Annotated in this window: 17 protein-coding genes and 2 pseudogenes; 6 read left to right on the top strand and 13 right to left on the bottom strand. The window is 71.6% G+C overall.

Annotated features, from left to right (window positions below):
• Positions 1-166: 166 nt before the first annotated feature.
• Positions 167-1,005 (bottom strand): annotated as a pseudogene (locus M8J73_RS26255) (fumarylacetoacetate hydrolase family protein); the annotation flags it as partial.
• A 663-nt stretch (positions 1,006-1,668) separates the two neighbouring features.
• On the opposite strand from M8J73_RS26255, the gene M8J73_RS26250 reads away from it, so the two are divergent.
• Complete coding sequence (locus M8J73_RS26250; RefSeq protein ID WP_055542919.1) at positions 1,669-1,881, top strand: hypothetical protein; 213 nt, start codon at positions 1,669-1,671, stop codon at positions 1,879-1,881.
• A gap of 168 nt (positions 1,882-2,049) precedes the next feature.
• Here M8J73_RS26250 and M8J73_RS26245 read toward each other — a convergent pair whose 3' ends face one another.
• The 5 genes and pseudogenes from M8J73_RS26245 to M8J73_RS26225 form a co-directional block, all read right to left on the bottom strand.
• Positions 2,050-2,295 (bottom strand): hypothetical protein, encoded by a 246-nt coding sequence (locus M8J73_RS26245; RefSeq protein ID WP_055542918.1) that lies wholly within the window; start codon positions 2,293-2,295, stop codon positions 2,050-2,052.
• 266 nt (positions 2,296-2,561) lie between these two features.
• The gene (locus M8J73_RS26240; protein ID WP_055542917.1) at positions 2,562-3,995 is read right to left on the bottom strand and encodes a glycoside hydrolase family 43 protein; all 1,434 of its coding nucleotides are present in this window, start codon (positions 3,993-3,995) and stop codon (positions 2,562-2,564) included.
• Between the two features lie 211 nt (positions 3,996-4,206).
• The gene (locus M8J73_RS26235) at positions 4,207-5,226 is read right to left on the bottom strand and encodes a CNNM domain-containing protein (protein WP_055542916.1); all 1,020 of its coding nucleotides are present in this window, start codon (positions 5,224-5,226) and stop codon (positions 4,207-4,209) included.
• Complete coding sequence (locus M8J73_RS26230) at positions 5,223-6,563, bottom strand: hemolysin family protein (RefSeq protein WP_249829129.1); 1,341 nt, start codon at positions 6,561-6,563, stop codon at positions 5,223-5,225. The genes M8J73_RS26235 and M8J73_RS26230 overlap by 4 nt, the downstream gene beginning before the upstream one ends.
• A 173-nt stretch (positions 6,564-6,736) precedes the next feature.
• Positions 6,737-7,036: pseudogene (locus M8J73_RS26225) on the bottom strand (CBS domain-containing protein); the annotation flags it as partial.
• Positions 7,037-7,321: 285 nt separating this feature from the next.
• Here M8J73_RS26225 and M8J73_RS26220 point away from each other — a divergent pair.
• Positions 7,322-8,311 (top strand): sporulation protein, encoded by a 990-nt coding sequence (locus M8J73_RS26220; RefSeq protein WP_055542914.1) that lies wholly within the window; start codon positions 7,322-7,324, stop codon positions 8,309-8,311.
• A 214-nt stretch (positions 8,312-8,525) separates the two neighbouring features.
• Here the strand turns inward: M8J73_RS26220 and M8J73_RS26215 are convergent, their stop codons facing one another.
• The 3 genes from M8J73_RS26215 to M8J73_RS26205 form a co-directional block, all read right to left on the bottom strand.
• Entirely contained in the window at positions 8,526-9,458 is a 933-nt protein-coding gene (locus M8J73_RS26215) for a M56 family metallopeptidase (protein ID WP_055542913.1), read from the bottom strand.
• Between the two features lie 6 nt (positions 9,459-9,464).
• Positions 9,465-9,854 (bottom strand): BlaI/MecI/CopY family transcriptional regulator, encoded by a 390-nt coding sequence (locus tag M8J73_RS26210; protein WP_055542912.1) that lies wholly within the window; start codon positions 9,852-9,854, stop codon positions 9,465-9,467.
• A gap of 124 nt (positions 9,855-9,978) precedes the next feature.
• The gene (locus tag M8J73_RS26205; protein WP_240501756.1) at positions 9,979-11,367 is read right to left on the bottom strand and encodes a pyridoxal phosphate-dependent decarboxylase family protein; all 1,389 of its coding nucleotides are present in this window, start codon (positions 11,365-11,367) and stop codon (positions 9,979-9,981) included.
• A 126-nt stretch (positions 11,368-11,493) separates the two neighbouring features.
• On the opposite strand from M8J73_RS26205, the gene M8J73_RS26200 reads away from it, so the two are divergent.
• Positions 11,494-11,964 carry an Lrp/AsnC family transcriptional regulator gene (locus tag M8J73_RS26200; protein ID WP_055711571.1) on the top strand — a complete coding sequence of 157 codons (471 nt, stop codon included), beginning with the start codon at positions 11,494-11,496 and terminating at the stop codon, positions 11,962-11,964.
• Between the two features lie 39 nt (positions 11,965-12,003).
• Here M8J73_RS26200 and M8J73_RS26195 read toward each other — a convergent pair whose 3' ends face one another.
• Positions 12,004-13,518, bottom strand: coding sequence for a glycoside hydrolase family 43 protein (locus tag M8J73_RS26195; RefSeq protein ID WP_249829128.1), 1,515 nt, complete (start codon positions 13,516-13,518; stop codon positions 12,004-12,006).
• A 486-nt stretch (positions 13,519-14,004) separates the two neighbouring features.
• Here M8J73_RS26195 and M8J73_RS26190 point away from each other — a divergent pair, with 486 nt between their 5' ends.
• On the top strand, positions 14,005-14,217 hold the full coding sequence (locus tag M8J73_RS26190) for a helix-turn-helix domain-containing protein (protein WP_157873297.1): 213 nt from the start codon (positions 14,005-14,007) through the stop codon (positions 14,215-14,217).
• Here M8J73_RS26190 and M8J73_RS26185 read toward each other — a convergent pair.
• A complete protein-coding gene (locus M8J73_RS26185) occupies positions 14,171-15,379 on the bottom strand; it encodes a serine hydrolase domain-containing protein (RefSeq protein ID WP_055541756.1) in 1,209 nt (402 codons plus the stop codon). The two genes, M8J73_RS26190 and M8J73_RS26185, sit on opposite strands and share 47 nt — an antisense overlap.
• Before the next feature lie 255 nt (positions 15,380-15,634).
• On the opposite strand from M8J73_RS26185, the gene M8J73_RS26180 reads away from it, so the two are divergent.
• Together M8J73_RS26180 and M8J73_RS26175 are read left to right on the top strand one after the other, a co-directional pair.
• Positions 15,635-16,099, top strand: a complete 465-nt coding sequence (locus tag M8J73_RS26180; RefSeq protein ID WP_055541755.1) for a cyclic nucleotide-binding domain-containing protein — start codon at positions 15,635-15,637, stop codon at positions 16,097-16,099.
• 113 nt (positions 16,100-16,212) lie between these two features.
• Entirely contained in the window at positions 16,213-16,938 is a 726-nt protein-coding gene (locus M8J73_RS26175; protein ID WP_055541754.1) for a CBS domain-containing protein, read from the top strand.
• 81 nt (positions 16,939-17,019) lie between these two features.
• On the opposite strand, the gene M8J73_RS26170 is transcribed toward M8J73_RS26175, so the two are convergent.
• A complete protein-coding gene (locus M8J73_RS26170; protein ID WP_055541758.1) occupies positions 17,020-18,033 on the bottom strand; it encodes a 2-hydroxyacid dehydrogenase in 1,014 nt (337 codons plus the stop codon).
• Between the two features lie 378 nt (positions 18,034-18,411).
• Positions 18,412-18,936, bottom strand: coding sequence for a flavodoxin domain-containing protein (locus M8J73_RS26165; RefSeq protein ID WP_055541753.1), 525 nt, complete (start codon positions 18,934-18,936; stop codon positions 18,412-18,414).
• Between the last annotated feature and the right edge of the window lie 34 nt (positions 18,937-18,970).

Genomic DNA, 18,970 nt, shown 5'->3' with positions numbered 1-18,970 from the left:
GCCCGTCGCCGGCGTCGGTACGCAGCACGACGTGGGCGGCGGAGTAGTCGGGATCCGGGTTCATGGCGTCGGACCCGTCCAGCTCCCGTGAGGTGGGGAACCGGATGTCGTAGGTGTCGACCGCGGTGATCCGGGCGGGGCATGCGGGGCAAGGGGGTGCCTTTCCCGCTCGGCCGAAGGTCTGGCGCTGGCCTCCGAGCCCGTCGATCTCGAGCTCGACGGTGTCGCCGGCACGGAGACGGGGGGCCGGGCAGGCCGAGGGCCACGCCGGCGGGCGTCCCCGTGTTGATCACGTCGCCGGGCTCCAGGACCATGTACCGGCTGAGGTAGGCCACGACCTGGTGGACCGGGAAGATCATGTCGCGGGTGTGGCCGTGCTGGCGCTTGACGCCGTTGACGCTCAGGCACAGCTCCAGGTCCTGCGGGTCGTCGATCTCGTCGGCGGTGACCAGCCAGGGCCCCAGCGGGTTGAAGGTCTCGCAGGACTTGCCGAGGTCCCACTGGGGCGAGTGTTCGAGCTGGAACTCGCGCTCGGAGACGTCGTGGCTGACCGCGTAGCCCGCGATCACCGCGGCCGCCTCGTCGGGGCCTCCAAGTAGCGGGCGCGGCGGCCGATCACGACGGCGAGCTCGACCCCCTGGTCGGCCTTAACCGAGCCGCGCGGGACGAGCACTCGTTGTGGGGCCGACGACCGTGCCGGGGTCCTTCATGAAGACGACGGGGCGTTCGGGGATCGCGGCCCCGGTCTCGGCGGCGTGATCGCGGTAGCCGAGGCCCACGCAGACGATCTCGCCGGGGCGGGCGACGGGGGCGCCGATCCGCAGGCCCCCGGGCTCGAGCTCGGGCAGTCCACCCGCTTCAAGGGCGGCGCGGGCCCGCTCGATCCCGCCGGAGCCGAGGAAGGAGCCGTCGATGTGTCACGGCGGACAGGTCCAGCAGCCGGCCGTCATCGGTGCGGACCGCGGGGCGCTCCTCACCGGGGGCACCGACGCGTAGCAGCTTCACTGAGCAGCTCACTTGCCATAGGAGATCAGAAGATCAGGAGTCATCGGAGGAATGTCGCACCGTGACTGTAGAGGTCGAACGACGGGCTTACACCGTCTTCCTCGGATGTATGCGCCGGATGCCGTCGCTTCCCGCAGGTCAAAGACCCTTCATGGGCGAAATGAAACTGCGGTTACCGAGGGAGGCTAGTCCGACCGCCGCCGGAAGATACTGCCCACCGCCTCTTGTCAGCGCCCGCAACGCAGCCGTTATGCGCTCGTCTCCCGAGATACATCGGAGGAATTGTTCCTCAGGTACCCCATGGATTTCCCCAGGGATGCCCCAACGTTCCACCGCTGTAGCGGCCTGTGCCGGCATCGACCTGCCGCGGTCCAACTCGGACTTCTGGAACTCCTGCGCGGACTACATGACGGCCTCGGTGCCGGTGTTCTGGACGCACGGAAGGCAGCCATGTCCGCCACCACTGATGTCACCCACCCCCGCCACCACTGATGTCACCCACCCCCCAGCGGGCGTGGCACGGGAGACCGCGGGCGGCGAGCGCCGCAGGCTCGACCTCGGACGGTTTTCCGTACAGCCCTCGGCACGGGGCACAGGGCGGACCTATCGTGTAAGAAGCACAGATTCGCCGCGTGCTGCTCCTGCCCTCCGCGGGGGGACCCCATGAAGGTCGAACTGGTTCCACAGGCCGCCGACGCGCTGTTCGACGTCCCGGACACCGTCCACGAGGAGATCGTCGCGCTCATCGAAGCGGTGGCCGAGGAACCGAGGATCCAGGTCAGGGAGCTGGCCGCGGTGTTCGGTGACTGGTGCTGGCTCGTCTACACGGTCCACGGCGACGTGATCGAGGTGCTGGACGTCGGCTGCGCCCGCTGACGCGGACCACGCCGCGAGACCGGAGGGGCAGAAGGTGCGTTTCGTCGCGCGGGGCGCCAACGCTGGCGGTCGCACCAGCTCACCGCGCCGTCTCGGCGCCGACCCCGGGCCACTCGTCCGTCCCCGGTACGGCGTCGGCCGTGCCGGGCCGGTCCGCGCCGACCCCCCTCAGGACAAATGCGGCTGGCGCGGGTCCCTCCTCCCCCCGTCGTCGTCCGGCCAGGGGGTGAGCGGGGGGACAGCGAACTCCTGGCGGATCAGGCCCGGGTCCGCCGTGCGTAGGGTCGCCAACTCCTCCCGGAAGACAGGCAGTCCACCGGTGGGGCGAGGGAAGAGGAACTCGGGGAAGTACGAGCGCACCGCGTACGCGAGCGCCTCGGTCTCCCTCTTCAGCGCGGGTGACAGTCTCCGCATCGCGCCCCCCGTGCTGGACGGGGTGGTGTTTCGCCTCCACCAGCACATGGAGACCGAGGACGGCTTCCATCGCCGGCGAACAGGCGAGGCCCACCCGCTCGGCCCCGTCGGCGGACGCCCGGAACACGATCGTCATGACCCGTCATCCTCGTCGTGCGGCCCCGCCGGCCGACCGGGACACGCGCCGGCGGCCGCGGGCGTGCGCCCTCCCGTCCGGCCGGGCACCGATCGGGAGGGCGCGGGGTGTGTCACGGTCGGTCCGTGGGTCAGCTCGTCACGCGGAAGGTGGCGTCACCGCGTCCCGTCGCGTTGGTGATGGGGTCGAGGCGGAGTTGGTAGGCGTAGTGGCGGATGTAGCGGTCGGGGTGGTTGTACGACTGGAACGAGGACCAGCCGGCGTCGGCGAGTCCGGCGACCTGGCGGAAGGTGGCGTCCGCGGCGAACTGGGCGGTGCCGTCGTTGTAGACGAGCTGGAAGTCGTAGTTGGAGTGACGCAGGAAGTGGCCGGGGAAGTTCACCGACTCGAAGGAGACGGTGCCGGAGCCGGTGAGGCCGGGCCTGATCCGGAAGCGGGAGTCGTCCACGGGGCTGACGTTCGGGTCGATCCGCACGTCGAAGTTGGCGTGCCGTACGTATCGGTCCTGGAAGTTGAACGACTGGAGCCGGTTGGCCGGGGTGTTCGCGTACCGGGCGAGGACCCGGGTCTCCTCCGCGGCCGTCAGGTTCAGGATCGAGCCGTGCCGCTTCTTCGTGCCGCCCAGGTTGTAGCTTCCCGACGCCGGCAGCCGGTAGGTGGAGGTGCTGCTCGGGTCGGTCGTCAGCACGGGCAGGTAGCCGCGGCCGGAGGCGTACTGGTCGAGGTAGAGCGTCCACTCGTTGCGGTCGCGGAACTTCATCCACATCGGGCCCTCGACCTGGCTGCCGGTCAGGCCGATCCCGGAGAGGTTGCCGATGGTGGTCCACGTCCCGAGGATCGAGTTGCTGCCCTCAAGGGTGATCTGGCCGTCGCCGGAGGCCCGCACGTAGCGGTAGGCGCCGACGCCCGCCGGCATGTCGACGATCTGCGTGTCGATGATCTCCTGGGTACCGGGGCGCTCGATGTAGGTCTGCGGGGTGGTGATGGAGCGGAAGTCGCTGGTGCGGGCGTAGTAGATGCGGTGCTTCGTCGCGCCGTTGAGGGGCTTGTTCGTCGCCCAGTACAGGACGTAGTCGTTGGTGGCCGGGTTCCATATCGCCTCCGGCGCCCAGGCGTTGCGTCCGTCGGGGATCGCGCCGGCGACGTTCAGCAGCCACGGCTGCGACCAGGTGACCAGGTCGGTGGACTCCCACACCACGAGGTTGCGGCTGCCGTCGTTGATGGCCTGACTCCATGTCTGGCCGCAGTCGATGCACAGGTCGGTCGCGATGATCCAGTACTTGCTCCCGTCGGGAGAGCGCACCAGTGCGGGGTCGCGCACGCCGCGGGTGCCCACCGTCGAACGCAGCGTCATCCCGCCGCCGTTGAGGTCGTTCCAGTGCAGGCCGTCCGTGCTGTGCGAGAAGTAGATCTGTTGCCCGGTCGACCCCTCCCCGATGAAGTGCGTCATCAGATAGCCCGGGTCGGCCGCGGCCGCCCGGTCCGGTGCCGTCAGCACCTGGCCGGTGAAGAGGAGGGCTACAGCGACCAGCATCGCCGCCAGCCGGGAGAGAACCGCGGACATGTACGTCTCCTGTCTCGTTCTGCGGGCACCACCCTGTAGACCCGACGAACCCCGCCCCGACGGTTCGACTGCTCGAACAGCGTTCGTGAGACCGGCCAGACGTTAAGGGCGGGGCCAATGAGGCGTCAACACTTCTCACATGACGCATCTTCACGACGAAGCCCCGGTCCCCTCTCAGGGGCCGGGGCAACGACGGACAGGGGATCCCCGGTCAGACCGCCCGGGGTTGGAGATAGCGGGCCAGCAGGTCGTCGAGGCTGACCAGGGCGGTCGGCCGGCCGGTGTCGTCGCAGATGACGGCGAGGGAGGCGCGGTTCCTGCGGAGTACGTCGATCGCGTCGGCCACCGTGGTGTCCTCGGTCAGCTCGGGGACGGGCCGGGCGAGCGCACGGGCCGTGGTGGTCCGTCCCCTGGCCCGGGCCACCAGCGCGTCACGGGCGTGGACCGAGCCGAGGACGGTGTCGCCTTCGCGGACCAGCAGCCGGGTGCGGTCGTGGTCGGCGGCGGTGCGCAGGATGTCCTCCGTGCCGGCGTCCGCGTCGACCGAGGTGATCTCGGCCGCCGGGACGGCGAGGTCGCCCACCGGGGTCTCGGATTCGGTCAGCGAGCGGGTGATCAGCTCCGAGTCGGTCTCCGTGATGAGGCCCAGCCGCCGCGACTCCTCGACGAGGTGGGTGAGCTGCTCACGGTTGTGGACCGAGGCCAGCTCGTCGCGCGGGGTGACCCGGCACAGGCGCACCAGCGCGTTGCTGGCGCGGTTGAGCAGGCCGATCAGTGGACGTACGGCCTTGACCATGGCCCGGAAGGGCGGGGCCAGCAGCATCGCCGAGCGCTCGGGGTGGGCGATGGCCCACGACTTGGGTGCCATCTCGCCGACCACCATGTGCAGGAACACCACCACGACCATCGCGAACACGAACGCCACGCCGTAGCTGAGCGCGCTGGGCAGGCCCAGGTCATGGAGCAGCGGGTCGAGCTCGTGGGAGATGGCGGGCTTGGAGACCGAGCCGAGTCCCAGGGTGCACACGGTGATGCCGAGCTGGGCGCCGGCCAGCATCAGGGACAGCTCGCGCATCCCGGCGAGTGCCGCCGCGGCGCCCCTGCGGCCCTGCGCCGCGGCCTTCTCCATGCGGTGCCGTTTGGCGGCGACCAGCGCGAACTCGGCGGCGACGAAGAATCCGCTGCCGATCAGCAGCAGCACGGTGACGAAGAGCGCCATCGGGAAACTCATGCCTGCTCCTCCGGCTCACTCGCGGGCAGCCGTTCGATGCGGACCCGGTCCGGAACATGCCGGTCGAGGGTGCGTACGTCGATCACCGCGCGCCCGCCGTCGGGCAGGTCCACGGTGAGGCGGTCGCCGATGGCCGGGAAGCGGCCGAGGCGGTCCACGACGAGCCCGGCGACGGTGTCGTAGTCGTCCTCCTCGGGCAGTCGGACGCCGGTGGCGTCGGCGATCTCGTCGAGACGGCGTCCCGCGTCGACCAGCCAGCCCGCCCCGTCGGCGACGGCGGGTTCCACGACGGTGTCGGACTCGTCGGCGATGTCCCCGACCAGCTCCTCGGCGATGTCCTCGTAGGTCACGATGCCCGCGACGCCGCCGTGCTCGTCGAGGACGACGGCGAACTCGTCGTCCTGCTCCCGCATCCGCGTCACCGCGTCCGGCAGGGGCAGGGTGTCCGGCAGGAAGAGCGGGCGGCGCGCCACGGCGCCCGCGGTGGTGGTGGCGAGGTGCGCGGCGGGTGTGCGCATCAGCTCCCGGACGCCCAGGACGCCGGTGACGTCGTCGGGGTGGTCGCCGAGCACCGGGTAGTTGGAGTGGCCGTACTTCGCGATCAGCTCGACCGCCTCGGCCGCGGAGGCGTCCCCGCGGACGAACACCGCGTCGACTCGCGGCACCATCACCTCGTCCAGCGTCCGCTCGGAGAACTCCAGCGCGTGGTCGAGGAGTTCGGCGGTGTCCTTGGGCAGTTCGCCCCGCTCGTGGGACTCGCCGATGAGGTGGCCCAGCTCCTCCAGGGTCGCGCCGTGGTGCAGTTCCTCGACGGGTTCGATGCCGACCCGGCGCAGCAGCTTGTTCGCCGCGCTGTCGAAGACGTGCACCACCGGGCCCACGACCTTCAGATAGGTGAGGGTGGAGGCGGCCAGCGACTTCGCGAGGCGCTCCGGGACGGCGATCGCGAGGTTCTTCGGGGCCAGCTCGCCGAGCACCATCTGTACGACGGTCGCGAGGACGAAGGCGAGCACGACGGAGATGCCGCCGACCGCGCCCTCGGGGATGCCTATGCCGGTCAGGGCGGGCTCCAGCAGCGCCGACACGGACGGCTCGGCGATGAAGCCGACGACCAGACCGGTGACGGTGATGCCCAGCTGCGCGCCGGACAGCATGAACGACAGCCGCTCCAGCACCTTCAGGGCACGGGCCGCCCGCCGGTCGCCCGCCTCCGCCTCACGGGCGAGGGCGAGGCGGTCGACGGAGACGTACGCGAACTCCTGGACGACGAAGTAGCCGGTGCCGGTGGTCAGGACGAGGACGGCCAGCAGGCCGAGCACGGCGTTCACGGCACTCATCGGACACCACCCCGCCGTGTGCCGTGGCCGAGACGGTCGACTGTGTCTCGGCGGGGTGGTCGGGGACTGTGCCCCGGGGAGTCCGTCGGGCCGGCGGACGCGGACACGGGCTTGCTCCTTGTGTCGATGTGCTGGGTGAACGATTCTGACCGGATCGGCGTTCCCTGGCCTGCTCAGCCCCGCTTCGGCGCGGCGCCAAACGGTGCCGTGCCCGACGATCGCGCGGCGCCCGACGACGCCCCGTCCGGCCGGGCCGGGCCGACCAGTTCGGACAGGACGTCCTCCATGGTCACGAAGCCGAGGACCGTGCCGGTCCCGCCGGTGACGGCGGCGAGGTGGCTACCGTCGGCGCGCAGGGCGGTGAGGGTCTCGTCCAGCGGGGTGTCGACGCGGACCCGGGTGACCGGGTGGAGGGTGCCGGGCGGGAACGGCTGGTGCCGTTCGGCGAGGCCGAGGGTGTCCGGTACTGGGAGGCTCACCCATCGGGGGTCTTCGGCTCCTTCGTCGCTCGGTGGGTCGGGACGTCTTCGCAAGCTCCGTTCCCATAGTAAAGGGACGGCAAAACCCGCTGTTCATGTCGTCACGGTCACATCTGCGACGGTTTTCGGACTTTCCTGTTCCGGATCCCGTGACGACGCCTCGGCGGGCGTTCCCGACCCTATGCTTCTACTCGCTTGTAGAACAACAGTGGGTTCCCGGTTGTTCCACGACGCATGACCGCATGACTTGGACGCACGAAAGAAGGAGTGAACGCCGCGATGGTGTTCAAACGGCTGCTCGGTTCGCTCGGTCTGGGCGGACCCACGGTGGACACGGTTCTCGACCCGGGCCCGGCCCGGCCGGGCGGCAGCCTGTCGGGAGAGGTCCGCCTCAAGGGCGGCGACGCCGACTTCGAGATCGAGCACATCACCCTGGAGCTGGTGGCGCGGGTCGAGGCCGAACACGAGGGAGGCGAGAGCGAGGGCACCGTCCCCTTCGACCGGTTCGTCGTCGGCGGAGGGTTCCGGCTCACCGCGGGCGAGGAGCGCACCGTGCCGTTCCACGCGACGCTGCCGTGGGAGACCCCGATCAGCGAACTGTACGGGCAGCCGCTGGGCATCGTCCTCGGGGTGCGCACGGAACTGGGGGTGGCCGGCGCGAAGGACAAGGGCGACCTCGACCAGCTCACGGTGGCCCCGCTGCCCGTACAGGAGGCGATCCTGGAGGCGCTCGGGCAGCTCGGCTTCGGCTTCCGCTCCGCGGACCTGGAGTACGGCCGCATCTCCGGCACGGGCCAGCAGCTGCCGTTCTACCAGGAGATCGAGATCACCCCGGCGCCCGCGTACGCGTCACGGGTCAACGAGATCGAACTGACCTTCCTGGCCACTCCGGGCGGCATGGAGGTCGTCCTGGAGGCCGACAAGCGCGGCGGGTTCCTCTCCGAGGGCCGTGACGCCGTCACCCGGTTCACCGTCGCCCACGACGGCGTCGAGCACCAGGACTGGACCGCCCTCGTCGACGGCTGGATCCGGCAGTTGGTGGAGAGCGGGCCCGCGTACGACTCCCCCGCCGGGTACGCCCCCGAGGGCCACTACGGCCACGCCGAGCACCACGACGAGGGGCGCCGCTCCGGGCCCGGTATCGGCACGGCCGTGGCCGCAGGGGCGGCCGGACTGGCGGTCGGTGTCGTCGGCGGGATGGTCGCCGCCGAAGTGGTCGACGAGGTCGGGGACTTCTTCGAGGGCGACGAGGAGGAGGACGAGGGCTGACGCCCTCAGGACGCCGGACGGCGGACGGCTCCCCTCGGGGGCGGGCCGGGAGACCGCCCGGCGCCGGCGCGGCTGCCGTCCGGGGGTCACAGCGCCCGCGGACGGCAGCCGCGCCAGAGCTCACAGCGCCCGCGCGACAGCCGCGCGAGGGCTCACGGCTCTGTGTGCCGCGGTCGCCCAGGGCTCACGGTCCCATGCCGCGGTCGGCCAGGGCTCACAGGGGTGTGGCCGCGTACAGGATGAGGGCCATGGTGACCGCGGAGTTCGCCGACGACAGGGCGGAGACGGCGGTGCCGGCGGCCGCGCCCCAGGCGGCGAGACCCACGCTCGTGAACACCGACGGCCAACTCCGCGGCACCGGCTCCGGCCCCAGCAGCGCCGCCACCCTGCGCGGCACCGGGCCGGGCACGGCGAAACCCGCGAACGTCCCGGCCGGGGTGGAGCGGGAGGCCAGCGCCGCCTTGCCTATGGCGCGGGCCACGGCCCGGCGGCTGCCGACCGATCGCGCGGCCTCCTCGTCCGCCCACCGCTCCACCGTGTACGCCACGGCCGTGCACAGGGGCCGCAGGAACGGGTTGGCCCGCGCGGCCAGTTGCACGGCCAGCAGGAACCGGTGGTGCCGGCCGACGAGATGGGCCCGCTCGTGCGCGAACAGCGCCCGCCGCTCGGCCGGTTCGAGGCGGGCCAGCATGCCGGTGGTCACCACCACACGGTCGTGCCGCCGCCCGGGAAGCGCGTACGCGTACGGTGTCTCGTCCGGCAGGACGGCGACCGCCGTGCCCGGCAGCCCCGCCAGGGCCCGGTGTGCGGCGCGGCGGGTGCGGCCGTGCCGCCACCCCGTCCGGGCGCAGGCCAGCAGGACCGCGAGCAGCGCCGGGATGGCGAGCTTCCCGGCGACCTCGTCGTACGGGACCGCTTCACGGACCTCGGGGTCCGACCAACCGTCGGGCAGGGGGTTGCCCGGCAGTTGGGCGGTGCCGACGACCATCAGCAGCCCGAGCGACACCGTGCTGCACGCCGCCATCACGGCGGCCACGCCGGTCAGCAGCCGGGTGGCGGTCCGCGGGTGCAGCCGCTGCTCGGCGAGGCGGGCGATCGGCCATGCCGTGAACGGCAGGACGAGCGGAAGAAAGACGAACACCCCCATGAGGTCTCAGTCTTCCCCTTCGCCCCCCGCCTGCCCGAGCAGTTCTCTCAGGAGTCGCTCGTCGTCCGGCTCCAGGGAGGTGACGAAGCTCGCCAGGACCGCCTCACGGTCGCTCTGCCCGTCGAGCACCTTGCGCATCTTGTGCGCGGCCAGACCCGCCTGGTCCGAGGCCGGGGTCCATACGAAGGACCGGCCCGCGCGCTCACGGGTCACCGCGCCCTTGGCCAGCAACCGGGTGAGGATGGTGATCACCGTCGTGTAGGCGAGGTCGCCGCCCAGGCGTTCCTGGACCCATCCGGCGCTCACCGGACCGTCCGCCTCGCGCAGGGCCGACAGGACGAGCGCCTCCAGCTCCCCCTGGCCCCGCCGAGGGCCGCGCTGCCGCCGGTCCGTCACTCCTGGCCTCCCGTACGTCACCACCGCGTTCACAGGCGGTCCATCGTATAGACGCCCTGCTCCGCGATGCGGACCGGCGACAGGAGGAGTGGGCCACCCCGTCGGCGCCCGGCCGTCCCCAGGCTCACCCCCTCGGCTCGTCGCCCTGACGGAGCGTGCGGAGGGTCTCGATGACCTCCTCCGCGTCGGTGTCCGGGTTAACGAAGGCCAGGCGGAGGACCGTCGCGCCGTTCCACTGGGTCGGTACGCAGAGCATCGCGCCCGTTGCGGCGGTGCGGGCGGACCAGGTCGCGTAGTCCTGCGGGCCCCAGCCAGGACGGTCGAAGAGGAGCACGGACAGCTCGGGTTCGACCAGCAGACGGAGCCGGTCGTCGGCGCGGATGGCGTCGGCCACCAGCCGACTGGCGGTCAGGGTCCGCTCCACGGCGCGTACGTACCGCTCGGTCCCGTGGACGGCGAGGCTGAACCAGAACGGCAGTCCGCGGGCCCGGCGGCTGAGGTGGAGGGCCAGGTCCGTCGGATTGTGGACCTCGCGGTCGATGGCGTCGAGATAGCTCGCCGTCTGGCTGTGCGCGGCGCGTGCCGGTGCGGGGTCCCGGTACAGCAGCGCGCAGCAGTCGTAGGGGGCGAACAGCCACTTGTGCGGGTCGACGATGAAGCTGTCGGCGCGTTCGATGCCGGCGTAGCGGTGCCGCACGCTGGGTGCCGCCAGGCCCGCCCCACCGTAGGCGCCGTCGACGTGCAGCCAGACCTCATGGCGTGTGCAGACGTCGGCGATGTCGTCGAGGTCGTCGATCAGACCGGCGTTGGTGGTGCCGGCGGTCGCCACCACGGCGAACACCCCGGTCGTGGAGGTGAGCACCGCGTTCACGGCGTCTCCGGTGAGGTGTCCCCGCCGGTCCACGGGTGCGGTGACGACGGTGACGTCCATCGCCTGGGCCGCGGACCTGATCGAGGAGTGGGCGCTGTCGGCGCACACGATCTTCCAGCCGTCCGCGGGCCGCGGCCTTGAGACGGCCGCGGCGGCGCGGGCCGTGATGAGCGCGGAGAGGTTGCCCATGGTGCCGCCGCTGACGAAGCATCCCGCCGCGGTGCTCGGCCATTCGAGCAGTCCGGTGAGCCAGGCCAGCGCCTCGTTCTCGGCGTGGATGGCGCCGGCTCCCGCCTCCCAGGTGCCCGCGAAGATGTTCGCGGCGCCGGTGACCGCGTCGAACGCGAGCGCGGCACGGGTGGGGGCCGCGGGGATGTAGGCGAGGTTCGTCGACGCGTTCTGGGAGCGGGTGGCGGGCAACAGGACCTGGTCGAACAGTTTGATGGCTGCCGCGGCACCGATCCCTCCCGGGGTGACGGCCGTACCGGCCGCGAGGGCGAGGTCGGCGGCGGTGCGGGCGCCCGACACCGGGTCCGGGGCCTCCGTGATGCGCCGCCACGCGTAGTCGATGGCGGCGTCGACGATCTCGGCCTCGTCGCCCCACACCCGGTGGTCGGCAGGGGACTCCTTCTTCGCTGACATGCTGTCGCATTGCGCTTTTTGCATGGCGCGAACCTAGAAACGGCCCCCGGAATGCGCAATACGCGTCGTAAAGGTTGAGCAGAATGCTCAATGTGCTCCGGTGCACGCCCTGTCATACTGAGCAGCATGCGACATGTCGACGACCTCGACGCCCGGATCCTCCTGGCGCTCGACGCGGATCCACGGGCCACGACGGTCGCCCTCGCGGACCGGCTGGGCCTCGCCCGCAACACCGTGCAGGCGCGCCTGAAGCGGCTGGAGGAGAGCGGTCTTCTCAGGGAGCACAGTCGGCGCGTGGCGCCGGCGGCTCTCGGGTATCCGCTGACGGCCCTCATCACGATGTCGATCAGCCAGCGCGTGGGGCAGCCGACGCAGGAGGCGATCCTGCGGATCCCCGAGGTGGTCGAACTGCTCGTCACCACCGGCGACGGCGATCTGCTCGCCCGCGTCGTCGCCCGCGACACGACGGACCTGCACCGGATCACGAATCTGCTGCTGGAAGCACCCGGAGTGGTCCGGTCGAACACGACGATCGTGCTGCAGGAGGTACAGCCGTTCAGCGTCCGGTCGCTGCTCCGGCGGCACGCCGGAGACTGACGCGGCGCCGGCACGCGCGACGGACCGGGGGTGCGCGTGTCAGTCGTCGAGCGGCTCGTAGTCGAGCCAGTCGAAGTGCACGGAGTCCGCCGAGGCGTACATCCCGAGGACCCGGCCGGTGAAGCCGCCGGCGACCTCGGTGGACAGGTACCGGCCGTCCAGTGAGGCGAGTGCGGTGAAGGTGCCCTCGGGTTCCTCGAATCCGAGGGCGACGGTGTCGGGGCCGGCGAGCGGACCGCGCGCGCTCCGCACGACCCTCGTCTCGGCGCGGAGGACCACAGGCCCCGCCGGCGCGGGACTGGAGGCCACGATCGTGCTCAACGGGCCGATGCGGGCCAGGACCCGCACCTGGCCGGAGGAGACCTCGACGCTGTAGTGGTGCTGCTCGTCGAGGCGTACGGCGAGGCCGCCGTGCCCGTCCGCGGCGTCGAGCAAGGTGCGCACCCGGCAGGCCACGTGCTGCTGCCGTCGTCCCACGAAGGTCACGTCGGGCTCGTCGAGCGATCCGCCGCGGGCGCGAAGGGTCAGCCATCCTGGCCGCTCCTTCGTGGTGCAGTCCTCCGCGGAGCGGTGCCGCAGGGAGACCCAGTGCGGGGCGAGTTCGCTCGTGTCGAAGTCGTCGCGGACCTCGGGAGCGGTGGCCGGGGGCAGGAGCGGCCAGGCGGGCGCCTGCATGGTGAGGGAGACCTCGCCGACGACGGGCCAGCCGTCAACCCACGTCACGGGCGCGAGGTAGGTCTCGCGGCCGAGGACGTGCCAGCCGGGGGTGCCGCCTCCGGGGCGTACGCCGAGGAGGACCATCCACCAGGAGCCGTCGGGGCCCTGGACCAGGTCGGCGTGGCCGGTGTTCTGGATGGGGTGGTCGGTGCCACGGTGGGTGAGGATCGGGTTGGCGGGGCAGGGCTCGAACGGGCCGGTGGGGGTGGGACCGCGGGCGATGGACACGCCGTGGCAGCGTTCGGTGCCGCCCTCGGCGATGAGCAGGTACCAGTGGTCTCCGATCCGGTAGAGGTGCGGTGCTTCGGGGGCCTTGGCGCCGGGTGTCCCGGACCACAGACGGCGGGAGGCGCCGAGGGTCTCCCCGGTGTGGGGGTCGATGCGGATCTGTGCGACGCCCGCGGTGGTGCACCAGCAGGTCCCGTCGTCGTCCCAGGCGAGGTCGGGGTCGATGCCGTGGACGCCGGGCAGTCGTACGGGCTCGGACCAGGGGCCGGCCGGGTCGGTGGCCGTGAACAGCAGATTGCCGTCGCCGCTGACGTTCGTGACGATCAGCCAGAAGCGGCCGTCGTGGTGGCGGAGGGTGGGTGCGTAGATCCCGCCCGAGGCAGGAGTCTCCCTGGGGAGCCGCAACTGGCTGGAACGGTCGAGGGCGTTGCCGATCTGGGTCCAGTGGACCAGGTCCCGGCTGTGGAAGAGGGGGACGCCGGGGAAGTACTCGAAGCTGGAGCAGGCGAGGTAGTAGTCGTCGCCCACGCGGCAGACGGACGGGTCGGGGTGGAAGCCGGGGATCACCGGGTTGCTGAAGGTGTTGCCGGTATCAGGCAGGTTGGACACCCTGGTCGAGTCCTTTCACCGACGGCCGGTGCCGCGCGGGGTGCCGTACCCCGCGGCAGCTTCGAAAGTTTTCGCTACGCCCTCTGGATACTTTCCGAAAGAGGCTAGCCAGGGGGCGTCGGTGGGGTCAATGGGCCCTCGTGTGTCGCCGGGAGCGCAAGAAGCCGACTGGCCAGACCGGTTGTCGGCCGTCGAGCCCGAACTGCCCCTCACCCTTGCCCTCGTCCCCTGCGCGTTGACGCTCCGTGCGGAGTTGCGGCCGACATCTTCTCCCCTCACAGCAGTGACCCCGGCCGCAGCTTCGTGTTAATTCTCCGCCCGCTCATCGCGAAAGTTTTCGGGCAACACCTACGACGCCATCCCCGACGAGACGTCCTGGGACAATCACCCGGTGACCAGGGCGCCCTTCCAGAAGGTCACGTCACAGGGCTTCACGAGCGTCCGGCTGCCCGTCACCTGGGGCATCCACCAGGGCTCGGCGCCTGGATGGCGAAGATGGGCCAGGGCGTGAATCCGGCGCTGCACACCAACGCCGACCAGGGCCGCCTCGACACACTGGCCACCGAACTGGCGGACCTGCGCGACCCCATGGTGTTCCTCAGCCCCCGGACGGTGGAGACACATCTCTCCCGCGTCTACCGCAAACTCGACGTCACGTGCTCAACGGGGCCGGGCGGTCGTAGATGTTGTCCGGTGTGACGACCTCGGTGATCGCGCGGGCGACGAGGGAGGAGGGTTCCTGGCCCTCGTGGGTGATGTCGGTGTTGAGCAGCAGCACCAACGTGGCCTTCTTGGAAGGGAGATGGACGGTGACGCTCTCATAGCCCGGGAGGGAGCCGTTGTGGCCGATCCAGCCGCCGGTCTCCAGGATGCCGAGGCCGTACCTGGTGCCGGGGAAGCCGGTCGGCAGGAACGTGAGCCGCTCGCGCTGCGTCGCCGCGCTGAGCAGCTTCCCGGTGGCGACGATCTCCGCCCAGCGGCGCAGGTCGTGCAGATCCGAGATCATCGCTCCGGCGGCCCAGGCCCAACTCGGGTTCCAGTCCGTGGCGTCCACGACCTCACCGGTGAGGATGTTGTCCGTGTAGCCGTGCGGGTGCGGCTCGGGGAACTCGGCGCCCCCCGGGAAGAAGGTGCGGTGCAGCCGCGCGGGGCGGAGCACCCGCTCGCGGAGGAAATCCGCGAAGGGGCGTCCGCCGACCCTCTCGACCACGAGCCCGAGCAGGACCAGGTTGGTGTTGCAGTACTGGAAGGTCGTGCCCGGCGCGGCGGTGTTCAGGTGCTTGAAGCCGTGGCGGAGGAGTTCCGCCGGGGTGAACGAGCGGCTCGGATCGCTGAACAGCGCCTTGGTGAAGTCCTCGTCGGCGGTGTAGGGGAACAGGCCGCTGCGCATCTCGGCGAGGTGACGCAGGGTGATCCGGTGGCCGTTCGGTACTCCCGCGACGTACCTCGAGATCGGGTCGTCCAGGCGGATCTTGCGGTCGTCGACGAGCTTCAGCAGTGCGGTGACCGTGAACGTCTTGGTCTCGCTGCCGATCCGCACGAAGACGTCGGTGGTCATCGGCCGGCCGGAGGCGGTGTCGGCGACGCCGGTCGCCCGGACGTAGTCACCCCTGCCCGGCATCCACAGTCCGGTGACGATCCCGGGAATGCCCGCCACCCGGCGGGCCTCCTCGATGGTCCGGTCGAGCCGCGCCGTCAGCTCCGGCCCGAAGCCGTCCGGCGGGCACGCCCGCGCACCAGCAGCGCGGTCGGGGCGACCGGAGGACGGGAGGGCCCTGGCCGGGGCCGCCGTCAGCGGGGCGAGCACAGAGGCCGCGAGCAGCGCCGCCGAGAACTGTCTGCGGGAGGGGGTGGGTCGCATGCGGTGCCTCTTCCGGGAAGGTCATCGGGGCAGTACTCGAAAGATCACCGTCCCGGCCCCGGCCGGAGACCACCGTCCGGGGCGCGCTCCGGGGAGTCCACTCGTTCGGCGCCATGGATCCTCCTCGGGGTGCCGGAGGGCTCTCCCGGTGTACCCGGTGGTCCCGGCCGGGGGGCCGGGTGACCCATGGCACGGTGCGGGGTGCGGGGCGACGCTGGAGGTGACAGGGTCCTTACGCCCGTTTCGGAGGTCGCCATGAACGCTCCCCCCACACCCGGCATGTTGCGAGCGTTGCCCGCCGAGCACCGGCAGCGGCTGATGCGGTTCGCCCGCGAGGTGTCGTTCCCCCAGGGCGCCCGGATCTTCGAGGAAGGGGGCACCGCCGACCGGTTCTGGATCATCCGGACCGGCACGGTCGCCCTCGACATGCGGGTGCCCGGCCGCCGCCCGGCCGTCATCGAGACCCTGGGACACAACGAACTCATCGGCTGGTCCTGGCTGTTCACGCCGCACATCTGGCATCTGGGGGCCGAGGCCACCAGCCCGGTGCGCGCCCACGAGTTCGACGCCACCGCGATCCGTCTGTTGTGCCGGGAGGACCCCGCGCTCGGCTTCGCCGTCGCCCAGTGGGTCGGCGGCATCCTCGCCCACCGTCTGCACTCGGCCCGCACCCGACTGCTGGACCTGTACGCCCCTTACGGCAGCGGCAGCCTCCTGTGAGGGCCGAGCTGCTGGCCACCGGCACCTGACGAACGACAGCGGACGGCAGGCGCCTGTCGAGGGCAGGCGTCCGACGTTCGACGGCCGCGTGACATGACGACCAAGGAGGCATGATGCACGGCAGCCCACACATCGTGAGCGACGTGATGACCCACACCGTCGCCGCCATAGGCAGCGGCGCCGCCTTCAAGGAGATCGTGCGGATGATGCACGACTGGAAGGTCAGCGCCCTGCCCGTCCTGGAGGGCGAGGGGCGCGTCGTCGGTGTGGTGTCCGAGGCCGATCTGCTGGCCAAGGAGGAGTTCCGCGACAGCGACCCCGACCGGTACACCCAGCTCGCCCGTCTGGCCGACCTCGCCAAGGCCGGTGCCGTGACCGCCGGGGAACTGATGACCTCCCCGGCCGTCACCGTCCGCGCGAACGCGACCCTCGCCGAGGCCGCCCGGATCATGGCGCACTCCCGGGTCAAGCGGCTTCCCGTGGTCGACGAGCTGGGCATGCTGGAGGGGATCGTTAGCCGGGGCGACCTGCTGAAGGTGTTCCTGCGCGGCGACGACGAGATCGCCGAGGAGGTGCGCCGGGAGGTGGTGTCGTACCTCTTCCCCGCGCCGGACTCCGCCGTGCGCCTGACCGTACGGGAGGGGGTCGTGCGGCTCGGCGGGCGCGTCCGGGACACCTCCCTCGTGCCCGTGGCCGCCCGGCTGATCCGGGCCGTCGAGGGCGTCGTCGACGTCGAGTTCGACCTCGCGGGGCGCTCCACCGGTTCGGCCGGCGCCCCGTCGGGACACTCGGCCGGCGCCCCGTCGGGACACGAGGAGAGCGTCGTCCCGTCGTCGTGATCCGCGACGGCGGCGGGCGCCGACACCGGCACCAGCACGGGCACCGGCCGGGGGCTTCGCGCCTCCGGCCGGTGCCCGTTGTCACGTCGTCGCGGGGCCGACCAGGGTGTTGGCGCCGGTGCGGCCGGCGAAGTAGTCCTCGACGTTGGCGATCGTCGTCGCGGCGATCTGCTCAACGGCTTCCCGGGTGAAGTACGCCTGGTGCGAGGTGACCAGCACGTTGTTGAAGGTCATCAGCCGGGCGAGGCGCTCGTCGGTCATCACCTCCAGCGACTTGTCGAGGAAGAACAGCCCGGCCTCCTCCTCGTACACATCGAGGCCGACCCCTCTCAGCCGTCCCGCGCGCAGGGTTTCCAGCAGGGCGTCCGTGTCGATCAGACCGCCCCGGCTGGAGTTGACCAGGAGCGCGTCGTCCTTCATCAGGGCGAGGGCGGTCGCGTCGACCAGGTGGTGGGTGCTGTCCATGAGCGGCACATGCAGGCTCACCAGGTCCGCCTCGGCGAACAGCTCCTCCCGTGGGACGTACCGCATGCCGAGCGCCAGACAGTCGGGGTTCTCGGCGGCGTCCCAGCCCAGCAGCCGCATGCCGAAGCCATGGGCGATCCGGGCGAACGCGGTGCCGATCTTGCCGGTGCCGACGACGCCCGCGGTCCGGCCGTGCAGATCGCGGCCCATCAGTCCGGCCAGCCGGAAGTCGAACTCTCGGGTGCGATGGGCGGCCCGGACGATGCGCCGGTCGACCGCCAGGGCCAGCGCCCAGGCGAACTCGGCCACCGCGTAGGGGGAGTAGTACGAGACGCGCGCCACCGTCAGGCCCAGTTCCCCGGCCGCCGTCAGATCGATGTTGTTGTAGCCGGTGGCACGCTGGGCGATCATCCGGGTGCCGCCCGCGGCCAGGGTGCGCAGCACTCCCGCGTCCAGGGCGTCGTTGACGCCGCAGAGGACGACGGCATGGCCGTCGGCGGTCGGGGCGGTGTCCTGGTCCAGGAACAGCGACAGGCAGCGCAGCCGGTGCCGGTCGGCGAAAGCCCGGTCGAAGGCCGCCCGCAGCAGGGGTTCCTCGTCCGACTGGACGCCGTACGCGACGATCTCCACGTGCTTCCCTCCCATGAGGCGAGTGATCGCTCCTCCACCGTAGGTCGCGACGGTCGTCACGGCGGGCCCGGCGGCTCCGGGCGTCCGGACGGCCGCCGCCCTGTACGCCGGTGAGGGCGGCGGCCGTGGCGCGAGTCCCCCTGCTCTCCCCTGTCAGGAGGACTCGCTGGGCACCCTCGCGGCTGCTGGAGCACACGGGTGCGTGCCCGTCGGCGAGCAGCCGCGAGGTGTGGCCGGCGGCCCGCCAACCGCCCGGTCGGGCCGGCGGAGGGCCGATGGTGGGAGCCGGTGGTGGGCCCGTCCTATGGCGGGTCGGTGGTGGGCCGGTCCCGGTGGAGGGCCGGTGGTGGGCCGGTCCCGGTGGAGGGCCGGTGGTGCTCACGGGGCGGCGCGGCTCCCGCCCGGCGCGACGCCCGCGAGTTCCGCCGCCCGGTCGGCTGCCCATGCCCGGATCGCGGGGAAGTCGCGGAAGTCCCCGCCCTTCCCGGACCGGAGGATCATGCCGGCGACCCACCCCTTGGCCCCTTCCTCCAGGCAGCCGCCGAAGGTGACGTGCCCGTTGGCGTCGAGGCGGACCATGGCCTTCCGCACGCCGGGGACGGGCGGGATGTCCCGTTCCGAGGCGGAGGGGTCGAGGGGGCCGCTGCTGAACAGCCACAGGGGGCGTTGGGCCAGGGCGTGACCGTGTCGGCGCAGGAAGCGCCTGGCGTCCTTGTGCCAGCGTCCCGCGTAGAGCGCGCCGCCGACGACGACCGCGTCGTAGGGCGCGAGGCTCGTCACGGACGGGGCAGGGAGTGCCTCGGCGGTGAGTCCCGCCTCGTTGAGGACGTCCGCGACGGTCTCGGCGATCCTCGCGGTGGAGCCGTTGGTCGTTCCATAGGCGACCAGCACACGGGTGGACATGTGGTCCGCCTCCTCTCGGAAGCCGTGGTGGGTG

Source organism: Streptomyces neyagawaensis (assembly GCF_023516595.1).
Taxonomy (GTDB): Bacteria; Actinomycetota; Actinomycetes; order Streptomycetales; family Streptomycetaceae; genus Streptomyces; species Streptomyces neyagawaensis.
This window is presented reverse-complemented; position numbering and strand designations above follow the sequence as displayed.